Annotated in this window: 24 protein-coding genes; 7 read left to right on the top strand and 17 right to left on the bottom strand. The window is 64.5% G+C overall.

Annotated elements, in window-relative coordinates:
• Complete coding sequence (locus CH292_RS08560; RefSeq protein WP_019665477.1) at positions 1–252, bottom strand: hypothetical protein; 252 nt, start codon at positions 250–252, stop codon at positions 1–3.
• Positions 249–1,127 (bottom strand): mycothiol conjugate amidase Mca, encoded by an 879-nt coding sequence (gene mca / locus CH292_RS08555; RefSeq protein WP_026347855.1) that lies wholly within the window; start codon positions 1,125–1,127, stop codon positions 249–251. The genes CH292_RS08560 and mca overlap by 4 nt, the downstream gene beginning before the upstream one ends.
• Positions 1,128–1,251: 124 nt before the next feature.
• Between mca and CH292_RS08550 the strand changes: the two genes are divergently transcribed.
• Together CH292_RS08550 and greA are read left to right on the top strand one after the other, a co-directional pair.
• Positions 1,252–1,677: a DUF4307 domain-containing protein gene (locus CH292_RS08550; protein ID WP_019665479.1), complete on the top strand. Its 426-nt coding sequence runs from the start codon at positions 1,252–1,254 to the stop codon at positions 1,675–1,677.
• Positions 1,678–1,941: 264 nt separating this feature from the next.
• Positions 1,942–2,436, top strand: coding sequence for a transcription elongation factor GreA (gene greA, locus CH292_RS08545; RefSeq protein ID WP_026347856.1), 495 nt, complete (start codon positions 1,942–1,944; stop codon positions 2,434–2,436).
• Positions 2,437–2,497: 61 nt separating this feature from the next.
• Here the strand turns inward: greA and CH292_RS08540 are convergent, their stop codons facing one another.
• The 4 genes from CH292_RS08540 to CH292_RS08525 all read right to left on the bottom strand — a co-directional run bounded on the left by CH292_RS08540 (position 2,498) and on the right by CH292_RS08525 (position 6,885).
• Positions 2,498–3,289 (bottom strand): ABC transporter permease, encoded by a 792-nt coding sequence (locus CH292_RS08540; RefSeq protein ID WP_019665481.1) that lies wholly within the window; start codon positions 3,287–3,289, stop codon positions 2,498–2,500.
• A complete protein-coding gene (locus CH292_RS08535) occupies positions 3,286–4,254 on the bottom strand; it encodes an ATP-binding cassette domain-containing protein (protein ID WP_026347857.1) in 969 nt (322 codons plus the stop codon). Before CH292_RS08535 ends, CH292_RS08540 begins: the two co-directional genes overlap by 4 nt.
• A 265-nt stretch (positions 4,255–4,519) precedes the next feature.
• Positions 4,520–5,677: a threonine ammonia-lyase gene (gene ilvA, locus CH292_RS08530; protein WP_230594052.1), complete on the bottom strand. Its 1,158-nt coding sequence runs from the start codon at positions 5,675–5,677 to the stop codon at positions 4,520–4,522.
• A gap of 59 nt (positions 5,678–5,736) precedes the next feature.
• The gene (locus CH292_RS08525; protein WP_037182684.1) at positions 5,737–6,885 is read right to left on the bottom strand and encodes an NAD(P)/FAD-dependent oxidoreductase; all 1,149 of its coding nucleotides are present in this window, start codon (positions 6,883–6,885) and stop codon (positions 5,737–5,739) included.
• Between the two features lie 75 nt (positions 6,886–6,960).
• On the opposite strand from CH292_RS08525, the gene CH292_RS08520 reads away from it, so the two are divergent.
• The 5 genes from CH292_RS08520 to CH292_RS08500 are packed head-to-tail and all read left to right on the top strand — an operon-like array spanning position 6,961 to position 9,403.
• Positions 6,961–7,404, top strand: a complete 444-nt coding sequence (locus tag CH292_RS08520) for an Asp23/Gls24 family envelope stress response protein (protein WP_094628380.1) — start codon at positions 6,961–6,963, stop codon at positions 7,402–7,404.
• Entirely contained in the window at positions 7,401–7,724 is a 324-nt protein-coding gene (locus CH292_RS08515; protein ID WP_094654493.1) for a hypothetical protein, read from the top strand. The genes CH292_RS08520 and CH292_RS08515 overlap by 4 nt, the downstream gene beginning before the upstream one ends.
• Positions 7,721–7,900 carry a DUF2273 domain-containing protein gene (locus CH292_RS08510; protein WP_094654492.1) on the top strand — a complete coding sequence of 60 codons (180 nt, stop codon included), beginning with the start codon at positions 7,721–7,723 and terminating at the stop codon, positions 7,898–7,900. Before CH292_RS08515 ends, CH292_RS08510 begins: the two co-directional genes overlap by 4 nt.
• Positions 7,893–8,867, top strand: a complete 975-nt coding sequence (locus CH292_RS08505; RefSeq protein WP_094654491.1) for a DUF6286 domain-containing Asp23/Gls24 family envelope stress response protein — start codon at positions 7,893–7,895, stop codon at positions 8,865–8,867. Before CH292_RS08510 ends, CH292_RS08505 begins: the two co-directional genes overlap by 8 nt.
• Positions 8,864–9,403 carry a hypothetical protein gene (locus CH292_RS08500; protein WP_019665490.1) on the top strand — a complete coding sequence of 180 codons (540 nt, stop codon included), beginning with the start codon at positions 8,864–8,866 and terminating at the stop codon, positions 9,401–9,403. Before CH292_RS08505 ends, CH292_RS08500 begins: the two co-directional genes overlap by 4 nt.
• Before the next feature lie 171 nt (positions 9,404–9,574).
• Here CH292_RS08500 and tuf read toward each other — a convergent pair whose 3' ends face one another.
• The 11 genes from tuf to CH292_RS08445 all read right to left on the bottom strand — a co-directional run bounded on the left by tuf (position 9,575) and on the right by CH292_RS08445 (position 21,534).
• Positions 9,575–10,765, bottom strand: coding sequence for an elongation factor Tu (gene tuf / locus CH292_RS08495; RefSeq protein ID WP_019665491.1), 1,191 nt, complete (start codon positions 10,763–10,765; stop codon positions 9,575–9,577).
• A 123-nt stretch (positions 10,766–10,888) separates the two neighbouring features.
• Complete coding sequence (fusA, locus tag CH292_RS08490; protein ID WP_019665492.1) at positions 10,889–13,000, bottom strand: elongation factor G; 2,112 nt, start codon at positions 12,998–13,000, stop codon at positions 10,889–10,891.
• Positions 13,001–13,135: 135 nt separating this feature from the next.
• Positions 13,136–13,606 (bottom strand): 30S ribosomal protein S7, encoded by a 471-nt coding sequence (gene rpsG, locus CH292_RS08485; RefSeq protein ID WP_003941856.1) that lies wholly within the window; start codon positions 13,604–13,606, stop codon positions 13,136–13,138.
• Entirely contained in the window at positions 13,606–13,980 is a 375-nt protein-coding gene (rpsL, locus tag CH292_RS08480; RefSeq protein ID WP_008714048.1) for a 30S ribosomal protein S12, read from the bottom strand. The genes rpsG and rpsL overlap by 1 nt, the downstream gene beginning before the upstream one ends.
• Before the next feature lie 301 nt (positions 13,981–14,281).
• Entirely contained in the window at positions 14,282–14,800 is a 519-nt protein-coding gene (locus CH292_RS08475; RefSeq protein WP_033190197.1) for a DUF3558 domain-containing protein, read from the bottom strand.
• Entirely contained in the window at positions 14,797–15,309 is a 513-nt protein-coding gene (locus CH292_RS08470) for a DUF3558 domain-containing protein (protein WP_094654490.1), read from the bottom strand. Before CH292_RS08470 ends, CH292_RS08475 begins: the two co-directional genes overlap by 4 nt.
• Positions 15,310–15,344: 35 nt before the next feature.
• Positions 15,345–16,688 (bottom strand): amidohydrolase family protein, encoded by a 1,344-nt coding sequence (locus CH292_RS08465; RefSeq protein ID WP_256977981.1) that lies wholly within the window; start codon positions 16,686–16,688, stop codon positions 15,345–15,347.
• A 153-nt stretch (positions 16,689–16,841) separates the two neighbouring features.
• Entirely contained in the window at positions 16,842–17,465 is a 624-nt protein-coding gene (locus CH292_RS08460; RefSeq protein ID WP_026347861.1) for a TetR/AcrR family transcriptional regulator, read from the bottom strand.
• Between the two features lie 35 nt (positions 17,466–17,500).
• A complete protein-coding gene (locus CH292_RS08455; RefSeq protein WP_094654489.1) occupies positions 17,501–18,268 on the bottom strand; it encodes an enoyl-CoA hydratase family protein in 768 nt (255 codons plus the stop codon).
• Positions 18,268–19,458, bottom strand: a complete 1,191-nt coding sequence (locus CH292_RS08450; protein ID WP_094654488.1) for an acyl-CoA dehydrogenase family protein — start codon at positions 19,456–19,458, stop codon at positions 18,268–18,270. The genes CH292_RS08455 and CH292_RS08450 overlap by 1 nt, the downstream gene beginning before the upstream one ends.
• Positions 19,459–19,542: 84 nt before the next feature.
• Positions 19,543–21,534, bottom strand: a complete 1,992-nt coding sequence (locus tag CH292_RS08445; protein ID WP_094654487.1) for a biotin carboxylase N-terminal domain-containing protein — start codon at positions 21,532–21,534, stop codon at positions 19,543–19,545.
• Position 21,535 lies beyond the last annotated feature (1 nt).

The raw sequence follows: 21,535 nt of genomic DNA, 5'->3' as shown, positions 1-21,535 counted from the left end.
TCAGCTCTCGCCGGGCTTGGTCTCGCGTGCCTCTTCGCGTACGGCGCCGCGGTCCGTGCCTTCGTCGAGCGCCTGGTCCGGCCCCGGATCGTCCTTTTCGAAGGACTCGGGCAGCTTCTTGATCTGTTTGTTCATCGACCAGATCAGCAACGCTGTTCCCACGAGCAGGGCGACGATGATGACCAGGCCGACGGGCGAGGATTTACCGAACTCCGGGCCTGGGGCGCCCTGCGCCAGCAGCGACACGATCATGTGGCGGTCTCCGGATCGATCCCGGCGAAGAGCTCGGTCTCCGGGATGGACGTCTTGACGCGGGTGCGAGCGAGCTCGTACTCCTCCGTCGGCCACAGCTTGCGCTGCACCTCGATCGGCACGGCGAAGAACGATCCGTTGGGATCGATCTGTGTTGCGTGCGCGCGCAGTGCGTCGTCCCGCTGCTCGAAGTAATCGCCGACGGTGACCTGCGTGGTGATGCGTTCCATGATCTCGTCGCGGTCCGTGGTCCACCTCTTCAGCCAGTCGACGAAGGGGCTTTCCTCACCGCGGTCGATGAACCAGTCGTGGAAGAGCTGCATCTTCTTCCGCAGGAATCCGTGGGAGTAGTACAGCTTCAACGGCGTCCAGGGTTCGCCGGCGTCGGGGAACTTGCTGGGATCACCCGCTGCCTCGTACGCCGCGACCGACACCTCGTGGCACCGGATGTGGTCCGGGTGCGGGTAGCCGCCCTTCTCGTCGTAGGTCGTGATGACGTGGGGCTTGAACTCGCGAACTACCTTGACAAGGGCTTCGGTGGATTCCTCGAGCGGCACCAGTGCGAAGCATCCCTCGGGAAGCGGCGGTAGTGGATCACCCTCGGGCAGGCCGGAGTCGACGTAGCCGAGCCACGTCTGCCGGACGCCGAGAATGCGAGCGGCCTCGGCCATCTCCTCCCGCCGAACTTCGTTGATTCGGTCCTTGACACCCGGAATGTCCATCGCGGGGTTGAGAATGTCGCCGCGCTCGCCGCCGGTGAGGGTGACGATCAGGACGTCGTTACCTTCGGCTGCGTACCGAGCCGTCGTTGCGGCACCCTTGCTCGACTCGTCGTCGGGATGGGCGTGCACCGCCATGAGCCGTAGTCCGGACACGTTCTTTCCTCACCTCAGCTTCACCGGAAACTTATCCTCCCCCTATAGTTCCACTTGGCGCCGACGCTGCACGCACCGGCTGCCGCAAGGAAATCGACGGTTCCCCCTCGAAAGCGACGTTCCCATGACTGCCACCCTTCCCGAAGGCCGCTACCCGGCGTCCAGCTCGCGGCGGGGAGTGGCACCCCGGACGAGAAATCTTCTGCTCGTCGTGGCCGTGGTGGTCGGGCTCGTGGTCGCATACCTCGCGTACCAGCGATTCGCGGTGCAGGACGTCGAGGGCAAGGCGTTGACGTTCGATCTGATGGACGACGAGACCATCTCCATCAGCTTCAGCGTCACCCGGGCGGACCCGGAGCAGGAAGCTGTCTGCATCGTTCGAGCGCGCTCCCGCGACGGCTCGGAAACCGGCCGCCGCGAGGTCTTCGTACCGGGTTCCTCGGATCAGGAGGTCCAGGTGACCACCGTTCTGCGCACATCGCAGCCTCCTGCCGTCGGTGACGTGTACGGATGCAGCACGAATGTTCCCGAGTATTTACGGGCAGGCTGACCTCCCGCCGTCTCGTGGTAAGATAGGCCTGTACACGGTTCCGCACTGGAACCGTGTATTGCTGCATTGACGGCCCTTCAGGCCTGCGGGGTTGCCGAGTTGGCCCTGCACGACGCCGACAGCGACCGCTGGAGCAGCCGGCTCAGGCAGTGGGCCGCACCAGGGGGATCCGCCCAATTCCAGGGGGACCCGCCTAGAGGCATGCCCTCCGTCAGCAACAGACCGGGAGTCCACCGCGACTTCGACTACAAGGGAGTGATCGAGATGACCGAGACCCAGGTGACCTGGCTTACCCAGGAATCCCACGACAGGCTCAAGAGCGAACTCGACCAACTCATTTCCAATCGCCCGGTCATCGCCGCCGAGATCAACGAGCGACGCGAAGAGGGCGATCTGAAGGAGAACGGCGGCTACCACGCTGCACGCGAGGAGCAGGGCCAGCAGGAAGCTCGTATCCGTCAGCTGCAGGAGCTGCTCAACTCGGCGAAGGTCGGCGAGGCGCCCACTCAGTCCGGCGTGGCACTGCCCGGATCCGTCGTCAAGGTCTACTACGACGGTGACGAGTCCGATACCGAGACGTTCCTCATCGCCACCCGTGAAGAGGGTGCCCGCGACGGCAAGCTCGAGGTCTACTCCCCCAGCTCGCCGCTGGGTGGCGCTCTCATCGACGCCAAGGTCGGCGACACTCGCGAATACGCTCTGCCGAACGGCAAGACCATGAAGGTCACGCTGCTCAGTGCCGAGCCGTACCACACCTAAGAGTCGACGTACGAGAAAGCCCCCGACCGTTGGTGGTCGGGGGCTTTCTCGTGTCTCGGCCTCAGGCGGTGAGAGTTCTCTCGTACTTGCGTACCGACAGCGGCACGAAGATGACGAGGAACAGCACAACCCAGATGAGCGTGTACAGAATCGGGTTCTGCAGTGGCCAGGCTTCCGGCGGTGGGGCGAGCGGGTTGGTGTTGCCGAACAGCTCGCGTACGGCGAGAGCCACCGAGGAGATCGGGTTCCACTCCGCGATGGTCTTGAGGACCGTCGGGAAGCCTTCGATGGGTACGAACGTGTTCGCGATGAACGTCAACGGGAAGATCACGATGAACGACGCGTTGTTGAAGATCTCCGGCGATCGGACGGTCAATCCGACGAATGCCATCACCCACGAGATGGAGTACGCGAACAGCAGCAGCAAGACGTAGCCGGCGACGGCTTCGAGGAACGACGACGTGATGCGCCACCCGACGATCAAACCGGTGATGGACATGATGGTGATCGTCACGATGTTGTTGCCGACATCCGCTGCGGTTCTACCGATCACGACGGCGGACCGTGCCATCGGCAGGGACCGGAACCTGTCCATCACGCCCTTCTGCAGATCCTCGGCGAGCGAGGACCCGGTGATGGATGCACCGAAGATCATGGTCTGCACGAAGATGCCGCCCATGAGGAAGCTCTTGTAGTCGACGCCGGGGATGTCGATGGCGCTTCCGAACACGTACGCGAACAGCAACACGAACATGATCGGTGACAGCGTCGCGAAGAACAGTAGATCCGGAACTCGCTTGAGCTTGATCAGGTTCCGTTTGGTGATGATGAGGGAATCGCGCAGCACGCTCATTTCTCTTCCTCCACTGCTTGTTCGTCCTCGGCGGCGCGGCCGGTGAGGGTGAGAAAAACGTCGTCGAGATTCGGCCGTCGTAGCCCGACGTCGACGACGTGGATGTCGGCTTCCTTGAGTGCGACGAGAGCGGTCGTCAGATCGTCGGCTCCGCCGCTGACCGGCATGCCGAGTCGCCGGGTCTGCGCGTCGTACGACGGCGCGTCGAGGCCGATGGGAGTGAGGATCTCGAGCGCCCGGTCCTTCTGCGATTCGTCGGTGAGGACGAATTCGAGGCGTTCACCACCGACCTGCGCCTTGAGCTGATCCGCTGTGCCCTCGGCGATGATCGACCCCTTGTCGAGGACGATGATCCGATCGGCGAGGCGGTCCGCTTCTTCGAGGTACTGCGTCGTCAGCAGAATCGTCGTACCGTCCTTGACGAGGTCGGAGATGAAGTCCCACATGGCCATTCGACTTCGAGGGTCGAGGCCTGTCGTCGGCTCGTCGAGGAACACCACCTTCGGCCTGCCGATGAGGCTGGCCGCGATGTCGAGGCGACGACGCATACCGCCGGAGTACTGCTTCGCGGTGCGGTCACGTGCGTATTCCAGATCGAAGCGCGCGAGCAACTGGTCCGCCCGTGTCTTCGCTTCCGACTTCTTCAGGCCGAACAGCCTGCCCACCATCTCCAGGTTCTCGTACCCGGTCAGGTATTCGTCGACGGCCGCGAACTGTCCCGTCAGCCCGATGGTGTTACGGACCTCGTTCGGGTTGTCGCCGACGTCGATTCCATGCACCCGCGCGGACCCGGACGTCGCTTTCAGGAGGGTCGCGAGAATGCGGACCGCCGTCGTCTTCCCCGCCCCGTTGGGTCCGAGGACGCCCAGAACCGTGCCCTCCGGCACGGAGAAACTGATTCCGTTCAGCGCCGTGTTCTTGCCGTACTCGAGTACCAAATTCTCGACTTCGATGGCGTTCGCCATGATCTGTTCCCCATTCATTTGGTGCTTACGTACTGCAGACTCGATACCCGACGAGAACTCATCGGCCCTCCCGAGAACCGACGACGGAGATCCTACGTGCAGCCACCGACAATCTCTTGCTTCGCCGCCGAACCAGCGCAGCACTATGCGTTTCCGGTCGACGACGTGCTGTTCGAGGGGTGTACTTCCTCGATCCGGGTGGGAACTACCCCGAGATCATCACGAAGCGGTATTTCTGACCGGCCCGGGAGTACGGCCGTCGCGTCTAGGACGAGATGTCGACGGCGAATCCCGCGGCGCCGAGTGCGTCGAGGACGTCCTGGCGATGTGCCGGGCCGCGGGTTTCGACGGTGAGCATGACATCGACTTCCTCGAGTCCCAGCTGACCGCCGGTGCGGGAGTGAACGACGTCGACGACGCTCGCGCCGACTCCCTTGACGACGTCGAGGAGCCCGATCAGTCCGCCGGGCCTGTCCGAAATGGTGACGCGGACAGCGAGATAGCGTCCTGCGGCTCGCAATCCGTGGGTGATGACGTGGGTCAGCAGAAGGGGGTCGATGTTGCCGCCGGACAGGATGGCACACACCGGTCCGTCCAGCCGGAGGTCCTGCCTGGTCATCAGCGCGGCAACGGCGGCGGCGCCCGCGGGCTCGACGATCAGCTTCGCCCGTTCGATGCAGAGCAGCAGCGCTCGGGACAGCGCGTCTTCTGAGACGGTCACGATCTCGTCGACGCGGTCCACCACGTGGTCGAACGGAACGCTACCGGGTAGGCCGACGGCGATACCGTCGGCCATCGTCGACATCGACTGTGCGGCAACGGGATACCCGGCTTTCAGCGACACCGGCCAGGCGGCGGCGCCTTCGGCTTGCACGCCGACGACGCGAACGTTCGGCTTGTGCAGGTGAACCGCGGCTGCGACGCCTGCCAGCAATCCACCGCCGCCCGTCGGAACGACGATGGTGCCGACGTCGGGCATCTGACGAAGTAGCTCGGTCCCCAGAGTTGCTTGTCCCGCAACGATGTCCGCGTGGTCGAACGGGTGGATCAGCACGGCGCCGGTGCGAGCGGCGAATTCGTGCGCGTGCGTGAGCGCTTCGTCGACCGTGCGGCCGGTCAGGTGGACGTCCGCGCCGTAGGCCTTGGTGGCGACGAGCTTCGGCAACGAGACGCCGGTAGGCATGAAGACCGTCGACGTCGTACCCAGCTGCGTCGCAGCCCAGGCGACACCTTGCGCGTGGTTGCCCGCGCTGGCGGCCACTACACCGTGTGCGCGTTCCTCCGGTGAGAGCCGTGCTATGCGGTTGTACGCTCCGCGGGGCTTGAAAGAGCCTGTGCGTTGCAGATTCTCGCATTTGAGTCGCACTTCGTGCCCGGTCGTATCGGACAGAATCCGTGACGCCACGACAGGGGTTCTTCGCATGACCGGCTCGAGCAATTCCTCGGCGTCGGCGATGTCCGACGCCGTCAGCAGCGCACCGCTCACGTGGGCTGACCGATCTTCGCACGCATCTTCATCACTGCTCCTGCCATACCGGCACCGACCACGGCCGTAAGAATTCCGTCACGGACGTAGTATGCCAGGAATTTTCTGCCGTCGTCCTCGACGATCTCGACGGAATCATCGGCGGATGGGCTGCCCAACGCCTGGATCTTGACGTCGTACTGATCACTCCAGAAGTACGGAACGACAGGCCGAGGTGCGGCCGCCGGTTCCTTGCCCAGTAGAGCCGGAACCATGACGCGAACCTGGTCACCGACATTGCTCCAGTGCTCGACCCGTCGGCGACCGTGCTGCGGGTGATCCCAGGCTGCGACGTCGCCGACCGCCCAGACGCCCAGGACATCGGTGCGCCCGTACGCGTCGGCAACGATGCCGTTGTCGACGGTGACTCCCGACGCCTCCAGCACCTCGACCACCGGTGTCGACCCGATTCCGATCACCACCAGGTCTGCCTCGACTTCGGTTCCGTCGCTCAGCACGACGTGCGTGACCCGGTCCGTTCCGCGCAGAGTGTCGACGCCGACTCCGGTGCGCACCGTCACGCCCTCGTCGCGGTGAAGCCTCGACACCAGCTCGCCGACCTCGGAGCCGAGGACCGACGCGAGAGGGGTGGCTTGCGGCTCGACGAGCGTGACATCGACGCCGAGGTGCCGTAGGCCTGCGGCGACCTCGCACCCGACGAATCCGGCCCCCACCACGACGGCGCGTGCGGCAGCAGAGGCGTCACGGCGCAACGACTCGGCGTCGTCGCGGCTGCGAAGGACGTGCACTCCGTGCAGGTCCGGCAACGACGGCACCCGTCTCGGCCGTAGGCCCGTCGCGATCACCAGCTGGTCGTACGGGAGCGTCGAGCCGTCGGCCAGCTCGAGCGTCGTGTTCTCGGTATCCACTCGGACCGCTGCCACACCCAACCGCAGCTCGATGCGGTTCTCGGCGAAGTACTCCTCGCTTTCGAAGGTGGTGTCCTCCCGCTCCCCGCGGATCACCTCCTTCGACAGCGGCGGCCTGTCGTACGGAAGGTGCGGTTCGTCTCCGACGAGCACAAGACCGCCGTCGTACCCCTGTTTGCGCAGTTCCTGAGCCGTACGTAATCCGCCGAGGCCTGCTCCTACGATCACGATCGTCATGGGGAGATCTCTACCAGAGAACGAACTCCGTCCACTGAGCAACGGAGGCTCGGTTGCGCGTCTACGATCGAGACCATGACCACAGACCCCAGCTTCGCGGCCGCCAGTTCGACCGCGCTGACCACCACGCAGGGTCGAACGATCATCGCCGACGCGGTCGTCGCGAAGATCGCCGGAATCGCGACGCGTGAGATCGACGGCGTCCACGACGTCGGTGGCGGAACCGCTCGGGTCGTCGGTGCGCTCCGGGACCGCATCCCCGGCGCCCGCGTCAACCACAGCCAGGGCGTCGCCGTCGAGGTCGGTGAGAAACAGGCTGCCATCGACATCGGCATCGTCGCCGAGTACGGCGTCGCATTGCACGAACTCGCGGCAGGCATCCGACGCAACGTCATCACCGCCGTCGAGCGGATGACGGGCCTCGAGGTCACCGAAGTGAACATCACCGTCTACGACGTCATCCTGTTCGACGAGCTCGAGACCGGCGTGGACCCGGACATCGCACCTCGGGTCCAGTGAGCGCCGAAGCGGATTACCAGCTCGCCGACGCCATCGCCGCCGCCGCGACGACCGTGTCCGGCGTAGCAGGCCTGCACGCCGGGGAGTTCGGCGAGATCGCGACCTATCTGCCCGGCAGAAAGGTCGTCGGTGTCCGCGTCGACGACGAGCGGTGCGAAGTGCACATCACCGCCGAATACCCGTCCGACGTACACGGCGTCGCCCGCGGAGTCCAGGCAGCGATCGGGCAGCTGGTGTCGGTACCCGTCGCGGTCGTCGTCGAGGACATCGAATCAGGGGACATCGAATCAGGGGACATGGAATCAGGAGGGCGTTCATGAACTACACCGTCGTCGGACTGCTCACCGGTCTGCTGCTGGCTCTCGCCGGGATCATCGGCGGGTTCAGCGGATTCGTGCTCGCACTGTTCCTCGGCGCGGTCGGGTTGGCTGTCGGCGCTCACTTCGACGGTCGCCTCGATCTGACGTCCCTGCTCCGCAGCCGCGGCCGTGGCTGACGGCGGCAAGGACGTAGCGACCCCGAGCGCCGATCCGGGCTTCGTGGCCGACGAGGTCCCGGAAATCGGCGGCCCCGGCACGCTTGTCATCAAGGAGCGCGCCGTCTCCCGTGTCGCGGTCGCCGCGGCGCTGACCGTTCCTGCGGTCGTACGGCAGGTCGGCGGGATGTCGAAGCTGACCGGACGTGAACTGCCGCGTGCGGATGTGTCCGTCGGCGAGCATTCGGTGTCGGTCAACCTGTACGTGGCACTGGCCTGGCCCTGCCGGATCGCCGACGCCGGGGCTGCGATCGCCGAGAAGGTCGGACGCGCGTTGAACGACATCATCGGTCTGCCGCTGCATCAGCTCAACGTTCTGGTGGTCGGTACGTCGCCCGCTGGTTCGCCTGAACCGTCTGCGCCGTCCGACGCTGCTGCGTTTCGTCCGAGGCCCCCGACGGCGAGCCCGGCCGCTGTACCGGTCGCTCTTGTCCTGTCGCTCGTTCTGCTCGGTGTCGCCTTCGTCGCCGGACGAGAGTTCCTGATCGCGCACGACACCATCGACGGCGCACCGTGGATCGCCAACGCCGTGAACTGGATCGCGGAGTTGCATTGGCAGCCATGGATGATCGGTGCGGCGGCTGCCTGCGTCGTGGTGGGTGCGATACTCGTCGTTCTCGGTCTGAAGCCGCGGACGAAAACTCACACGGGCGCCGGGTCGAAGGCATCGCAGTATCCGATGGTGTGGTTGCGTCCCACCGACGTCGCCCGGATCTGTAGCGATCATGCAGGCTCGGTGCCCGGCGTGGATTCCGCGCGGACCACCGTGACGCCGAAGCGGGTGACCGTCGACGTGCATCGTGCCGCCGGTGGTACCAACGGTTCCACCGCTGCGGTCGAATCCGTCCGCGCTGCAGTGGAACCCACAATCGCACTGCTGGCCGACACGAGGACCGTCCGCGTCCGAGTGAAGGAGAGCAAGGCGTGAAGCGCGCGACAACGTTGATCGATCGCCTGTTGGTCACGCTTCTCGGCGTCGCACTCGTCGGCGCAGGGGCGTTCGCGGTCGCGTGGTACTACGACGTTCCGTTCGCCGTGGAGTCCCTGTCCAGATTCGACCGTGACGTCTTCGCGGCGTTGCCTGCGCAATCGTGGTGGGAGGCCGCACTGGCCGCGACCGCCGTCGTCGGCACACTCGCCGCCGTCGCGCTCCTGATCGGGAACCTCTCCCCCAGAAGAACAGGCACCGTCGAGATCTCGACGAGCGAATCTCATTCCCTACGAATCGACCTGGGCGCGTTGGCCCGTGGCATTGCCGCGGACCTCGCCGACTTCCCCGGCGTCGAATCGGCCCGGGGTCGAGCCATCGATGATCGCGGCACCCCGACGTTGGCCGTCACGGTGCAGACTTCACCGGGCATCGACATCGAGGCATTCACTCGTACTGCCGAAGAGCGCGCCGTATACCTCGCCGGCGCAGTCGAGGGCAGCGACGTAGCCCTACGGGTACAGCTGCACGTCTGAGTGCGCAGCTGCACCCCAGGGTACGGCTGCTACTCGCACAGTTTCCAGTTCCTCGCTCATGTTGCATCCTGTGCGGGGGACTGCAACCTGTGCGAAACGCCCCTTGGCACAACGAAAAGCGGCACCCACCCGAAGGTGAGTGCCGCTCTCGGTGTTGCTGGTGAAACTAGATCACTTGATGATCTTGGTGACGCGACCGGCGCCGACGGTACGACCGCCCTCGCGGATAGCGAAACGCAGGCCCTCGTCCATGGCGACCGGCTGGATCAGCGTGACGGACATCTCGGTGTTGTCACCGGGCATGACCATCTCGGTGCCCTCGGGGAGGGTGACGACGCCCGTAACGTCCGTGGTACGGAAGTAGAACTGCGGGCGGTAGTTGTTGAAGAACGGCGTGTGGCGGCCGCCTTCGTCCTTGGACAGGATGTAAGCGTTGCCCTCGAACTCCGTGTGGGGAGTCGTGGTGCCCGGCTTGATGATGACCTGTCCACGCTCGACGTCTTCGCGCTTGATGCCACGAACGAGGAGGCCGACGTTGTCGCCTGCCTGGCCCGAGTCGAGCAGCTTGCGGAACATCTCGATGCCGGTGACCGTGGTCTTGGTCGAGCCGGGACGGATGCCGACGATCTCGACCTCTTCGTTGACGTTGATCGCGCCCCGCTCGATACGACCGGTGACGACGGTTCCACGACCGGTGATCGTGAAGACGTCCTCGACGGGCATGAGGAACGGCTTGTCGGTCTCACGGACGGGGTCCGGGATGGAGTCGTCGACAGCCTGCATGAGCTCTGCAACGCTCTCGGCCCACTTCGGGTCACCCTCGAGTGCCTTCAGTGCGGAGACCTTGACGACCGGTGCGTCCTCGTCGAAGTCCTGCGCAGCGAGGAGCTCGCGGACCTCCATCTCGACGAGCTCGATGATCTCGTCGTCGTCGACCATGTCGGCCTTGTTGAGGGCGACGAGGATGTACGGAACGCCGACCTGCTTGGCGAGGAGCACGTGCTCACGCGTCTGCGGCATCGGGCCGTCCGTAGCTGCCACGACCAGGATTGCGCCGTCCATCTGGGCAGCACCGGTGATCATGTTCTTGATGTAGTCGGCGTGTCCCGGAGCGTCGACGTGCGCGTAGTGGCGCTTGTCGGTCTGGTACTCGACGTGGGAGATGTTGATCGTGATACCACGAGCCTTCTCCTCAGGCGCCTTGTCGATCTCGTCGAAGGCCGAGGCCTCGTTGAGGTCCGGGAACTTGTCGTGCAGAACCTTGGTGATTGCTGCCGTCAGCGTCGTCTTGCCGTGGTCAACGTGACCGATGGTCCCGATGTTGACGTGCGGCTTCGTCCGCTCGAACTTCGCCTTCGCCACTGTGTGTCCTCCTGGACTGTTGGTGCTTGCTTGAAATGCAGCAGTGCGGTTGTCTCGTACAGCTCTTTTGAGCTGCATGGTCGTGCGGTGTTACGGATCCAGCGTGTCCAGCTCGGGAGAGATCTACTCTCCGGTCGCCTTCGCGATGATTTCCTTCGCGACGTTCGCAGGAACCTCGGCGTAGGAATCGAACACCATGGAGTAGTTAGCGCGGCCCTGAGTCTTCGACCGAAGGTCTCCGATGTAGCCGAACATCTCCGACAGCGGAACCTGTGCCTTGACGACACGAGCGCCGCTACGTTCCTCCATGGCCTGAATCTGACCACGGCGGGAGTTCAGGTCGCCGATGACCTCACCCATGTAATCCTCGGGGGTCGTGACCTCGACGGCCATGACGGGCTCGAGAATGACCGGGCTGGCCTTCTTGGCGGCTTCCTTGAACGCTTGTGAGCCGGCGACCTTGAAGGCCATTTCCGACGAGTCGACGTCGTGGTATGCACCGTCGAGCAGTGTGACCTTGACGTTGACGAGCGGGTATCCGGCGAGGACACCGTACTGCATGGCGTCCTGAGCTCCGGCGTCCACCGAAGGGATGTACTCCCTCGGCACACGACCACCGGTGACCTTGTTCTCGAACTCGTAGGTCGCACCGTCTTCGCCCTCGAAAGGCTCGAGACTGATGATGACCTTCGCGAACTGGCCGGAGCCACCGGTCTGCTTCTTGTGGGTGTAGTCGAGCTTTTCGACCTTCTTGCGAATGGTCTCGCGGTACGCAACCTGCGGCTTACCGACGTTGGCCTCGACCTTGAACTCACGCTTCATACGGTCGACCAGGATGTCGAGGTGGAGCTCGCCCATGCCGCCGATGACGGTCTGGCCGGTGTCCTCGTCCAGCTTCACCGAGAAGGTGGGATCCTCTTCGGCGAGCTTCTGGATGGCTGTTCCCAGCTTCTCCTGGTCGGACTTGGTCTTGGGCTCGATGGAGACCTCGATGACCGGGTCCGGGAAGGTCATCGACTCGAGGATCACCTGGTTCTGCGGATCGCAGAGGGTGTCACCCGTCGTCGTGTCCTTCAGACCGATCACGGCGTAGATGTGACCTGCCGAAGCGGTCGCGATCGCGTTCTCCTTGTTGGAGTGCATCTGGAAGAGCTTGCCCAGACGCTCCTTCTTGCCCTTGGTCGAGTTGATGACCTGAGCGCCGGAGTCGACCTTGCCCGAGTACACGCGGACGTAGGTCAGCTTGCCGAAGAAGGGGTGGGTCGCGATCTTGAACGCGAGAGCCGAGAACGGCTCGTCGGCAGACGGCTTACGGAGGAGGAGTTCCTCTTCGTTGCCGGGTGCGTGACCCTGGACCGACTCGACGTCGAGAGGCGACGGGAGGTAGTCGATGACCGCGTCGAGCATGGGCTGAACGCCCTTGTTCTTGAACGCGGAGCCACAGAGAACCGGGTACAGCTCGCTGTTGACGGTCATCTTGCGGATGGCGCCCTTGATCTCGTCGATCGAGAGCTCTTCGCCACCGAAGAACTTCTCCAGCAGAGCTTCGTCGGACTCGGCAACGATCTCGAGGAGTTCCTGGCGGTACTGCTCCGCCTTCTCCTGGAGGTCGGCCGGGATGTCCTGAACCTCGTACTTCTCACCGAGCTTGGTCTCACCGCTCCAGACCTTCGCCTTCATCTCGACGAGGTCGACGATGCCTTCGAAGTCGTTCTCGGCGCCGATGGGCAGCTGGATGACCAGCGGCTTGGCTCCGAGGCGGTCCTTGATGGTCTGCACGGTGAAGTAGAAGTCAGCGCCCAGCTTGTCCATCTTGTTGACGAAGCAGATGCGCGGGACGTCGTACTTGTCGGCCTGACGCCAGACCTGCTCCGACTGCGGCTCGACGCCTTCCTTGCCGTCGAACACTGCGACGGCGCCGTCGAGAACACGCAGCGAACGCTCGACCTCGACGGTGAAGTCGACGTGTCCGGGCGTATCGATGATGTTGATCTGGTTGTCGTTCCAGAAGCACGTCGTGGCAGCAGAGGTGATCGTGATGCCACGCTCCTGCTCCTGCTCCATCCAGTCCATCGTGGCTGCGCCGTCGTGGACCTCACCGATCTTGTACGAGATACCGGTGTAGAAGAGGATGCGTTCGGTAGTGGTGGTTTTACCAGCATCGATGTGGGCCATGATGCCGATGTTGCGGACCTTGTTGAGGTCTGTCAGCACGTCCTGTGCCACGGAATTCATCCCGCCTTGTAAGTCGAAGAAGTGGGACTGGGCCAGCTTGTCACCAGTATGTGAACGGTGAGCCGGGCCGGACCAGGTACTCGGTACAACGCCGGAAAGGTGCGGAAAGTTTCACCGCACCCTCCCGGCCGGAAGTCACCAGCGGTAGTGCGCGAACGCCTTGTTGGCTTCAGCCATCTTGTGCGTGTCCTCGCGACGCTTCACAGCGGCACCGAGGCCGTTGCTGGCGTCGAGAAGCTCGTTGGCCAGACGCTCGACCATGGTCTTCTCACGACGAGCGCGCGAGAAGGTGACCAGCCAGCGCAGTGCCAGCGTGGTCGAGCGACCGGGGCGAACCTCGACGGGGACCTGGTAGGTCGCGCCACCGACGCGACGGCTGCGAACCTCGAGGGCCGGCTTGACGTTGTCGAGTGCACGCTTGAGCGTGACGACGGGGTCGGTGCCGGTCTTCTCACGAGCCTGCTCGAGAGCCTGGTAGACGATGCGCTCGGCGGTGGACTTCTTGCCGTCGAGAAGGATCTTGTTGACGAGCTGCGTGACCAACGGGGATCCGTAGACCGGGTCGTTGATCAGCGGCCGCTTGGGTGCTGGGCCCTTGCGTGGCATTAGCTCTTCTCCTTCTTGGCGCCGTAGCGGCTGCGAGCCTGCTTGCGGTTCTTGACACCCTGGGTGTCGAGCGAGCCGCGGATGATCTTGTAACGCACACCCGGGAGGTCCTTCACACGACCACCGCGAACGAGCACCATGGAGTGCTCCTGCAGGTTGTGGCCCTCACCGGGGATGTAGGCGGTGACCTCTACCGAGCTGGTCAAGCGCACACGCGCGACCTTACGCAGAGCAGAGTTCGGCTTCTTCGGAGTGGTGGTGTACACGCGAGTGCACACACCACGACGCTGGGGACTGCCCTTGAGGGCAGCGGTCTTCAGCTTCGCAACCTTGTCGGTGCGACCCTTGCGGACCAGCTGGTTGATAGTTGGCATGAACCGGCTTTCTTTGTGTCGCGAGTCTTCTTCTCGAAAGACCCAGGGATCTAGCAGTTGGAGCAAGAGAACACTGCTCCTCACCCGTACTACTGTCGTTCTTGTACTGCATACCGCGGGTCTCTTGCACCCCGCGGTCGGGTGTGTCGCATACCCCCACACGGCAGCCGCATCGCACGCTCGGAACTGAACATGAGCACGGCTGTACCTCGCATAGGCACACAGACGGACCGGCCAGGCCGGACACGACCCATAACGATACCCGGCGGCGCGCCTTCGGGTCAAAACGGGCCCCGCCGTGCTACCGACTCAGATTGATCGTCAGATCCATCAGCGTCGTCGCAGCCTCACACGGATCAGGCGCGCCCGATCCAGGCAGGTACTGCACCCACCATCCGACCACTCCGGAGTCCGGAGACCCGGCCGTGACACCGCAGGACGTCGGCTCGTTCGGCGGCTGGGTTCGAATTGCCTTGCGGCCCTGCACGGTTATGTCCTGGACCAGGTACATCATCTTCTCGTTGGCCTCTCGCTCGGCGTCGAGCGAGCCGTTCTCGAACCAGTTGAACGTCACCTTCACGATGCCGTTGGGACCGGCCACGTCCCACCGGCAGATCGCCCCGAAGAAACCGCGAGCGATGGCGTCGCCACCCACCGTCGCGGCGATTCGATCGTCGGCGACGGCGTCGCATTCGGTCAGGAGATCTCGGAACTCCGTGTCGCCGCCGCTGTCGAACGTTTCGGGTGTCGCGGTGCCCTGAACCGTCGTGCTGCATCCCGCCAGCAACACGACGAGCGCGGACATCCACAGCCGTTTCACTGCGCGCGCTCCACGGTGAGGGTTGCCAATCGAGTGGCGACGTCGCACGGATCGGACGACGGCGGCTGGTCACCGTACGTAACCGACCAGTGCATGAAATCCTTCCCGAACTGGACCCCGACCTCGCACAGGTAGTTGTCCGTGGCCGCGGAGAAACCAGGGTTCCCGTCGATCTCGATGTCGTCGGCGGGTCGACCGATCAGCTCGGACCCGGACCGCTCCCGATCGATGGGGCTGCCGCGGTACCAGGAGAAACTCACCGAAGGGCCGGTGCTGCCCGCGACCTCCCATTCGCACCCCACCGAATTCCTGGTGATCGTCGTGAATGCCGGCACGGCGAAGGTACTCAGAACTTCGTCGTCGTTCACCGAACCGCACTGCCCGAAGAACGGACCGGCCTCCCCCGGCGACGCGGACGTGGAGTTCTGCTGCGGCGAGGCGTCGTCACCCGTTCCGCATCCGGCCAGAACGGCAGACAGCACACCCAGGAGAATCACCGTCCGCCGCATGGTCTTCAGACCCTACCCAGTCCGACCGACACCGATCAGATGGAGTCGACGCGTCGACCCCGCACGTAGACCTCCGTGATCGCAGGCTCGCGCATCGCCATGAGCAGGGCGAACAGAGTCTGGTCGCGAGCCATGTCCGGGTCGACGGAACGGATGCCACGACGAATCAGATCGTCGAGGGGCTGCCACTTCGCCGGATCGACGACGATGAAATCGGCTTCCTTGCCCACGTCGAGGTTGCCGATGCGGTCCTCCATGTCGAGCGCCCGCGCCCCGGCCAGGGTGCCGGTGAAGAGCAGCTCGGCGGGATGCAGGGACACGCCCGCGTCTCCGGGTTCGGAGATGTGCACCTTGTACGCGTCGCCGAGCACGCGAGAGAGAAGGAACTCGTCACCGCCTCCGTAATCGGAACCGAGGGCGATGTTCACCCCTGCGGCCACGGTTCGGTTCCATGGCATGGTGCCCGACCCGAGGAATTGCTGCGATGTCGGGCAGTGCGCGATGGACGTGCCCGTCTCCGCCATCCGTGCGAGCTCGTCGTCCTGGCAGTGCACGGCGTGGGCGAGAATCGTCCGCTTGCCGAGGAAGCTCTTGCCACCGACCACCGAGCCGGGGAGGAACTTGCCGTCGTAGGTATCGAGGTACGAGTCGACCTGGTAGGTCTCGAGCGTCGTTGCGATCTCGCCCGTACCGGGCCTGTTGTTCTCGTTGAGGTGGGTGTGGAAGTAGACGCCGCGGTCCCGCACGGAGTCGTACAGCTCGCCGAGGTTCCTCAGCGTCTCCGTGGTCACCGACAGAGAGAACCGTGGAACGACGGCGACGTGCAGCAGAGCGGTGTCGACGTCACCGGTGTCGGCGGCATGCCACTTCTCGATCTCCTCCGACACCAGCCGTACTGCGTCCTGTTCGGTGGTCACGAGTGCCTTCGCCGAATCGGGGCCCGTCGTCTGCACTCCCCTGCCGCTGACGACGCGCAGTCCTCTACGAAGGGTCTCCTCGAACAATGCGTCCTGCGCGTGCGGGAACGCCGACCCGAACACCATGGCCTGCGTCGTACCGGCCGCGATACGTCGATCGCAGAACGCGGCCGCCGCCTCCGCCGCGAACTCCGGGTCCTCGAACATCGATTCCGACGGGAAGATGCAGGTGTTCAACCACTCGAGCAGCTGCCCGCCGCCGTAGGCGTCCCCGGCGAACGTCTGCGGGAAATGCACGTGAGTGTCGATGAACCCGGGAAGAAGAAAACCAGGACGATGGTCGACGACGGTGCCGCCCCCGACCGTGACCGCGTCGAACGGTCCCGAATAGGTGATGACACCGTCGTCGACCACCAGGGCACCGTCGGGTATGGAGACCAACGCGTCCGCAGCAGCGGTCACCGTCGGAGATCCGGCGATGTGGAAAACATGGCCCCGATGTATTTCAGTTGCACTGTGTTTTTCAGGTGCACTGTGTTTTTCAGGTGCACTGCGTATCCGACTCACGGTGAGAGCGAACCACGAACCGGGCACCGTCGCAGATCGAGCGCTCGCCTACCCGGCCGCGGTGGTGGCGTGGTCGATCTTCAGGCTTGCGTCGAGGACGCCTGCCCATGCTTTGACGATTTCGCTGCGTCGGCGTGAGTCGTCGCTCAGGACGTCGGCGAGGCCGAGCCCACGTGCGAGGTCGAGGGTCGCCTGCACGAGCCGGTGTGTCTGCGGGTCGCTGTCGTCGGCGCCGAGTTGGTCGACGGCCATGCGGTGGGCAACTCGACCGAACTTCTCCTCGAGCGGCAGCACCCTCGCCCGCATGTCCGGGTCCGCGGCGGCAGCGGTCCACACCTGCAGGGCCGCTTTGAAGACGGAACCGGTGTAGTACTCGACGAGCCGCTCGACGACGCGTTCGGTGCGGGCCGGGCCGTGTGGCAGCGCCGCGGATTCACGGCGTGCGTCGTCCATTCGGGTGTCGAACATGTAGTCCAACGCCGCGGTGATCAGGTCTTCTCGGGTGGGAAAATGGTGCTGGGTCGCCCCGCGGGAGACTCCTGCTCGCGCCGCGACGACGCCCACCGTCGTCGGGCCCCATCCCTGCTCGGCGAGCGAGTCGATAGTGGACTCCAACAGCCGCTGACGCGTCGCCCTACTTCGATCCTGCTTGGGTTCCCGCGCCGTCACCATCGGTCCTGCTTCTCCCTACTTCTGCACCGGCCCGCTCATTCCGCGGGCGCCACTCGCGAGGCCACCCACCTGGGCGGTCGCTTCTCCAAGAAGGACATCATCCCCTCTCGCGCTTCCTCGGATGCAAACAGCCTCGCAGAACGGTCCGACAAGTCGGTTCCGTGAGCGTCGAAGTCCGCCAGAATCGCCGACGTCGTGAGCCGCTTCGACTCGGCGAGGCCCTGCGGGGATCCTTTCCGGAGAGCCTCGAGAATGTCTCCGACGGTGGATGCCGGGTCGGCTGCGGCCTCGCTGATCAGGCCGATGGCCTCGGCCTCGTGGGAGCCGAACTTCTCACCGGTGACGAAGTAGCGGCCTGCCGCGCGGGAGTTCATCCGAGGCAACAGCGTCAGCGACACGATGGACGGGGCCAGACCCAGGCGGGCCTCCGTCAGCGCGAATGTGGAGTTCGGTCCCGCGACGACGATGTCGCATGCACCGACAAGCCCCATGCCTCCCGCGCGCACGTGGCCGTCGATCTGTCCGACGACGGGCTTCGGGGTCTTGAGGAGTGTACGAAGCAGTCCGAGCATCTGCGCCGTGCGTCCTTCGACGGTTCCGCCGGCTTCGGTGAGGTCGGCCCCCGCGCAGAACGTTCCACCGGTGTGAGTGAGGACGATTGCCCGAACGTCGGGATCCTCGCCCGCATCGTGCAGCCCTGCCGTCAGTTCGTCGACGAGGGCCGTGGACAGGGCGTTCCTGTTGTGCGGGGTGTCGAGAGTGAGGGTGGTGACTGCGTCGGCTGTATTTACCTGAACTGCCATCAGTACGACCTGGGTAGTCCGAGGGAGTGTTGGGAGACGAAGTTGAGGATCATCTCCCGGCTGACCGGCGCCACCCTCGCGATCCGCGCTGCACCGAGCATCGCGGCGAGACCGTATTCCTCGGTCAAGCCCGCCCCGCCGTGGGTCTGGATGGCCTGATCGAGCGCTTTGATACTCGCTTCCGCGGCCGCGTACTTGGCCATGTTGGCGGCCTCGGCAGCACCGAAATCGTCGCCGGAGTCGTAAAGAACGGCCGCTTTCTGCATCATCAGCTTGGCGAGCTCGAGTTCGATCTTGACCTGCGCCAGCGGATGCGAAATCCCCTGGTGCGCCCCGATGGGCGCCTTCCACACTGTGCGCTCGTTGGCGTATTTCACCGCCGCGTCGAGTGCGTACCTACCCATCCCGACGGCCATCGCCGCGCCGAGAATGCGCTCGGGATTCAGACCGGCGAACAGCTGCATCAGCGCGGCGTCGGCCTCACCGACGAGGGCCTCTGCCGGGAGCCGGACGTCGTCGAGGAACAACGTGAACTGATGATCCGGCTCGATGATGTCCATCTCCATCCGAGTCTTCTGGAAGCCCTCGGAGTCGGTGGGAACGATGAACAGCGCCGGCTTCAGCTTGCCGGTCTTGGAATCTTCGGTGCGAGCGACGATCAACACCGCGTCGGCCTGGTCGACGCCGGAGATGTAGATCTTGCTGCCCTTGAGGATCCAGTCTGCGTCATTCCCCGTCGCTTCGCTCGCCCCGGACCGGTCTCGCCTGGCGGTCGTGGTGATCTGGTGCGAGTTGGATCCGGCGTCGGGTTCGGTGATGCCGAAGGCCATGATCTTCGAACCGTCGGCGAGAGCGGTGAGCCACGTCTGCTTCTGATCCGCCGTGCCGTACTTCCCGATGATGGTGCCGCAGATCGCCGGGCTGACGACGACCAGCAGCAACCCCGCCCCGTGTGCCGCGAGTTCCTCCTGCACGAGGGCGAGTTCGTAGATTCCTGCGCCTCCGCCGCCGTACTCCTCGGGCAGGTTCACGCCGAGGAATCCGAGTTTGCCTGCCTCGTTCCACAATTCGCTGAGGGGTTCACCCTTGCGAGCCTTCGGCAGCACGTAGTCGATGTAGTTGTAGCGCTTGCCGAGCGAGGAGACCGAGGTCCGCAGTCCCTTCTGCTCTTCGGTTTCGATGAAACTCATGATTCTCCTTTTGAAATGGTCATTCCGCGGGCTCCACTCCTGTTGAAATGGTCATTCCGCGGGCTCCACTCCTGTCGAAAATGGTCATTCCGCGGGCTCCACTCCTGCTGTTAAGACTGCTAGGACGGCGCCGACCTCGACTTGCTGGCCTTCGGAAACGTTCAGTTCGGTAAGCACGCCGTCGGCCGGCGCAGTGACGGTGTGTTCCATTTTCATTGCTTCGAGCCACAGGATCGGTTGCCCGGCCGTGACGGTGTCACCCTGCGCTGCAGCCACTCTGACGACGCTGCCCGGCATCGGAGCGAGCAACGATCCGGCTGCGACCTCCTCGGTGGGATCGACGAATCGCGGCGCCTTGGCCAGCCGCACCGGACCGAGCGAGGAGTCGATGAAGACATCCGGCCCATACCGCGCGACGTGGAACGTTCGACGAAGCTTGTTGTCGTCCAGCACCACTCGATTCGGAGTGTTCTCGATCAGCGCGACGCCGTCGAGATCGGTCTTCAGGCCGTAGCGCCCGAGGGTGTATTCGACAATCTCATCCCCGTACTGCTTTCGCTGCGGTTGCGACGGGAGGTTGCGCCAGCCGCTGGGGAGCCCCTTGTTCACGCGAGCCGAGGCCCGGTTGTGGGCGGCGTCGGCCAGTGCGGCTGCCAGTGCCGACAGCCGCACTGCACGTCCCTGAGCGATCGGCTGCGCCAGGATGTCCAGACCGTGGGTGTCGAAGAACGCCGTATCGGTGTCACCGGCGAGGAATGCCGGGTGCTGCAGGACGTTGACGAGCAGATCTCGGTTGGTGACAAGCCCGTGAATCGTGGCTTTCTGCAGCGACTTCGCCAGCAGATTCGCGGCCTGCTCTCGGGTGGGCGCGAACGAGATCACCTTCGCGAGCATGGGGTCGTAGAAGGTGCCCACGTGTGACCCTGTTTCGACGCCGGAATCCACACGAATTCCGGATTTGTTCAGCACGGAGAACCGCTCGCCGGGGATGTCGAACGTGTGCACCGGCCCGCTCTGGGGCTGCCAGTCCTGACTGGGATCCTCGGCGTACAGCCGAACTTCGATGGAGTGCCCCCGCGTCGCCGGCTGATGGGCCGGGAGAGGTTCGCCCGACGCCACGCTGATCTGCAACGCAACCAGGTCGAGGCCCGTCGTACATTCGGTGACGGGATGCTCCACCTGCAAACGGGTGTTCATCTCGAGGAAGAAGAAGTTGCCCTTCTCGTCGGCGAGGAACTCGACGGTACCTGCGCCCTCGTACCCGATGGCCTCGGTGGCGAGTCTGGCGGCGTCGAACAACCTCTCGCGCATCCCGTCGATACGTTCGACGAGCGGTGAGGGCGCCTCCTCGACCACCTTCTGGTGCCGACGCTGGATGGAGCACTCGCGTTCTCCGACCGTCCACACGGTGCCGTGGCGGTCGGCCATGACCTGAACTTCGATGTGTCGGCCGGTTTCGATGTACCGCTCGACGAACACCGTTCCGTCGCCGAAGGCCGAAAGAGCTTCTCGCCCTGCCGTCTCGATTTCCCGCTGCAGGTCCTTCAGATCGCGGACGATACGCATGCCGCGTCCACCACCGCCCGCCGACGCCTTGACGAGCACCGGCAGTTCGTCCTCGGTGATCTGCGACGGATCGAGTCGGGTCAGGACCGGCACCCCGGCGTCGGCCATCATCGCTTTGGACTCCACCTTCGAGCCCATGAGTTCGATGGCTTTGACGGGTGGTCCGATCCACGTCAGTCCGGCGTTCTGGACCTGCTGGGCGAATTCGGCGTTCTCGGAGAGAAATCCGTAGCCGGGGTGGACTGCGTCGGCGCCTGCTTGTACGGCTGCTGCGATGACGAGTTCACCGCGCAGGTACGTCTCGCCGGGCGAGTTCCCCGGCAGGTTGACCGCGACGTCGGCTTCCCGGACGTGCGGGGAGTTCGCGTCGGCGTCGGAGAAGACTGCGACGGTGTCGATGCCTTCGGCGCGGCAGGTAGCGAAGACACGGCGGGCGATTTCACCGCGGTTGGCGACGAGTACCGAAGTGGCAGGAGCGGAGCCTGCGGAGTGACCAGATTGGTTTGTCATC

Origin of the sequence: Rhodococcus sp. 14-2470-1a (genome assembly GCF_002259425.1) — a bacterium.
In the GTDB taxonomy this organism is placed as follows: domain Bacteria; phylum Actinomycetota; class Actinomycetes; order Mycobacteriales; family Mycobacteriaceae; genus Rhodococcoides; species Rhodococcoides fascians_E.
This window is presented reverse-complemented; position numbering and strand designations above follow the sequence as displayed.

What these genes read in the sequence shown, in the direction of transcription:
- CH292_RS08560 (WP_019665477.1), bottom strand. Translation starts at nt 252, where the DNA reads ATGATCGTGTCGCTGCTGGCGCAGGGCGCCCCAGGCCCGGAGTTCGGT.
- fusA (WP_019665492.1), bottom strand. Translation starts at nt 13,000, where the DNA reads ATGAATTCCGTGGCACAGGACGTGCTGACAGACCTCAACAAGGTCCGC.
- CH292_RS08455 (WP_094654489.1), bottom strand. Translation starts at nt 18,268, where the DNA reads ATGGCAGTTCAGGTAAATACAGCCGACGCAGTCACCACCCTCACTCTC.
- CH292_RS08540 (WP_019665481.1), bottom strand. Translation starts at nt 3,289, where the DNA reads ATGAGCGTGCTGCGCGATTCCCTCATCATCACCAAACGGAACCTGATC.
- greA (WP_026347856.1), top strand. Translation starts at nt 1,942, where the DNA reads ATGACCGAGACCCAGGTGACCTGGCTTACCCAGGAATCCCACGACAGG.
- rpsG (WP_003941856.1), bottom strand. Translation starts at nt 13,606, where the DNA reads ATGCCACGCAAGGGCCCAGCACCCAAGCGGCCGCTGATCAACGACCCG.
- CH292_RS08510 (WP_094654492.1), top strand. Translation starts at nt 7,721, where the DNA reads ATGAACTACACCGTCGTCGGACTGCTCACCGGTCTGCTGCTGGCTCTC.
- CH292_RS08535 (WP_026347857.1), bottom strand. Translation starts at nt 4,254, where the DNA reads ATGGCGAACGCCATCGAAGTCGAGAATTTGGTACTCGAGTACGGCAAG.
- CH292_RS08450 (WP_094654488.1), bottom strand. Translation starts at nt 19,458, where the DNA reads ATGAGTTTCATCGAAACCGAAGAGCAGAAGGGACTGCGGACCTCGGTC.
- rpsL (WP_008714048.1), bottom strand. Translation starts at nt 13,980, where the DNA reads ATGCCAACTATCAACCAGCTGGTCCGCAAGGGTCGCACCGACAAGGTT.
- CH292_RS08520 (WP_094628380.1), top strand. Translation starts at nt 6,961, where the DNA reads ATGACCACAGACCCCAGCTTCGCGGCCGCCAGTTCGACCGCGCTGACC.
- CH292_RS08445 (WP_094654487.1), bottom strand. Translation starts at nt 21,534, where the DNA reads ATGACAAACCAATCTGGTCACTCCGCAGGCTCCGCTCCTGCCACTTCG.
- ilvA (WP_230594052.1), bottom strand. Translation starts at nt 5,677, where the DNA reads ATGCGAAGAACCCCTGTCGTGGCGTCACGGATTCTGTCCGATACGACC.
- CH292_RS08550 (WP_019665479.1), top strand. Translation starts at nt 1,252, where the DNA reads ATGACTGCCACCCTTCCCGAAGGCCGCTACCCGGCGTCCAGCTCGCGG.
- CH292_RS08470 (WP_094654490.1), bottom strand. Translation starts at nt 15,309, where the DNA reads ATGCGGCGGACGGTGATTCTCCTGGGTGTGCTGTCTGCCGTTCTGGCC.
- CH292_RS08460 (WP_026347861.1), bottom strand. Translation starts at nt 17,465, where the DNA reads ATGGTGACGGCGCGGGAACCCAAGCAGGATCGAAGTAGGGCGACGCGT.
- CH292_RS08525 (WP_037182684.1), bottom strand. Translation starts at nt 6,885, where the DNA reads ATGACGATCGTGATCGTAGGAGCAGGCCTCGGCGGATTACGTACGGCT.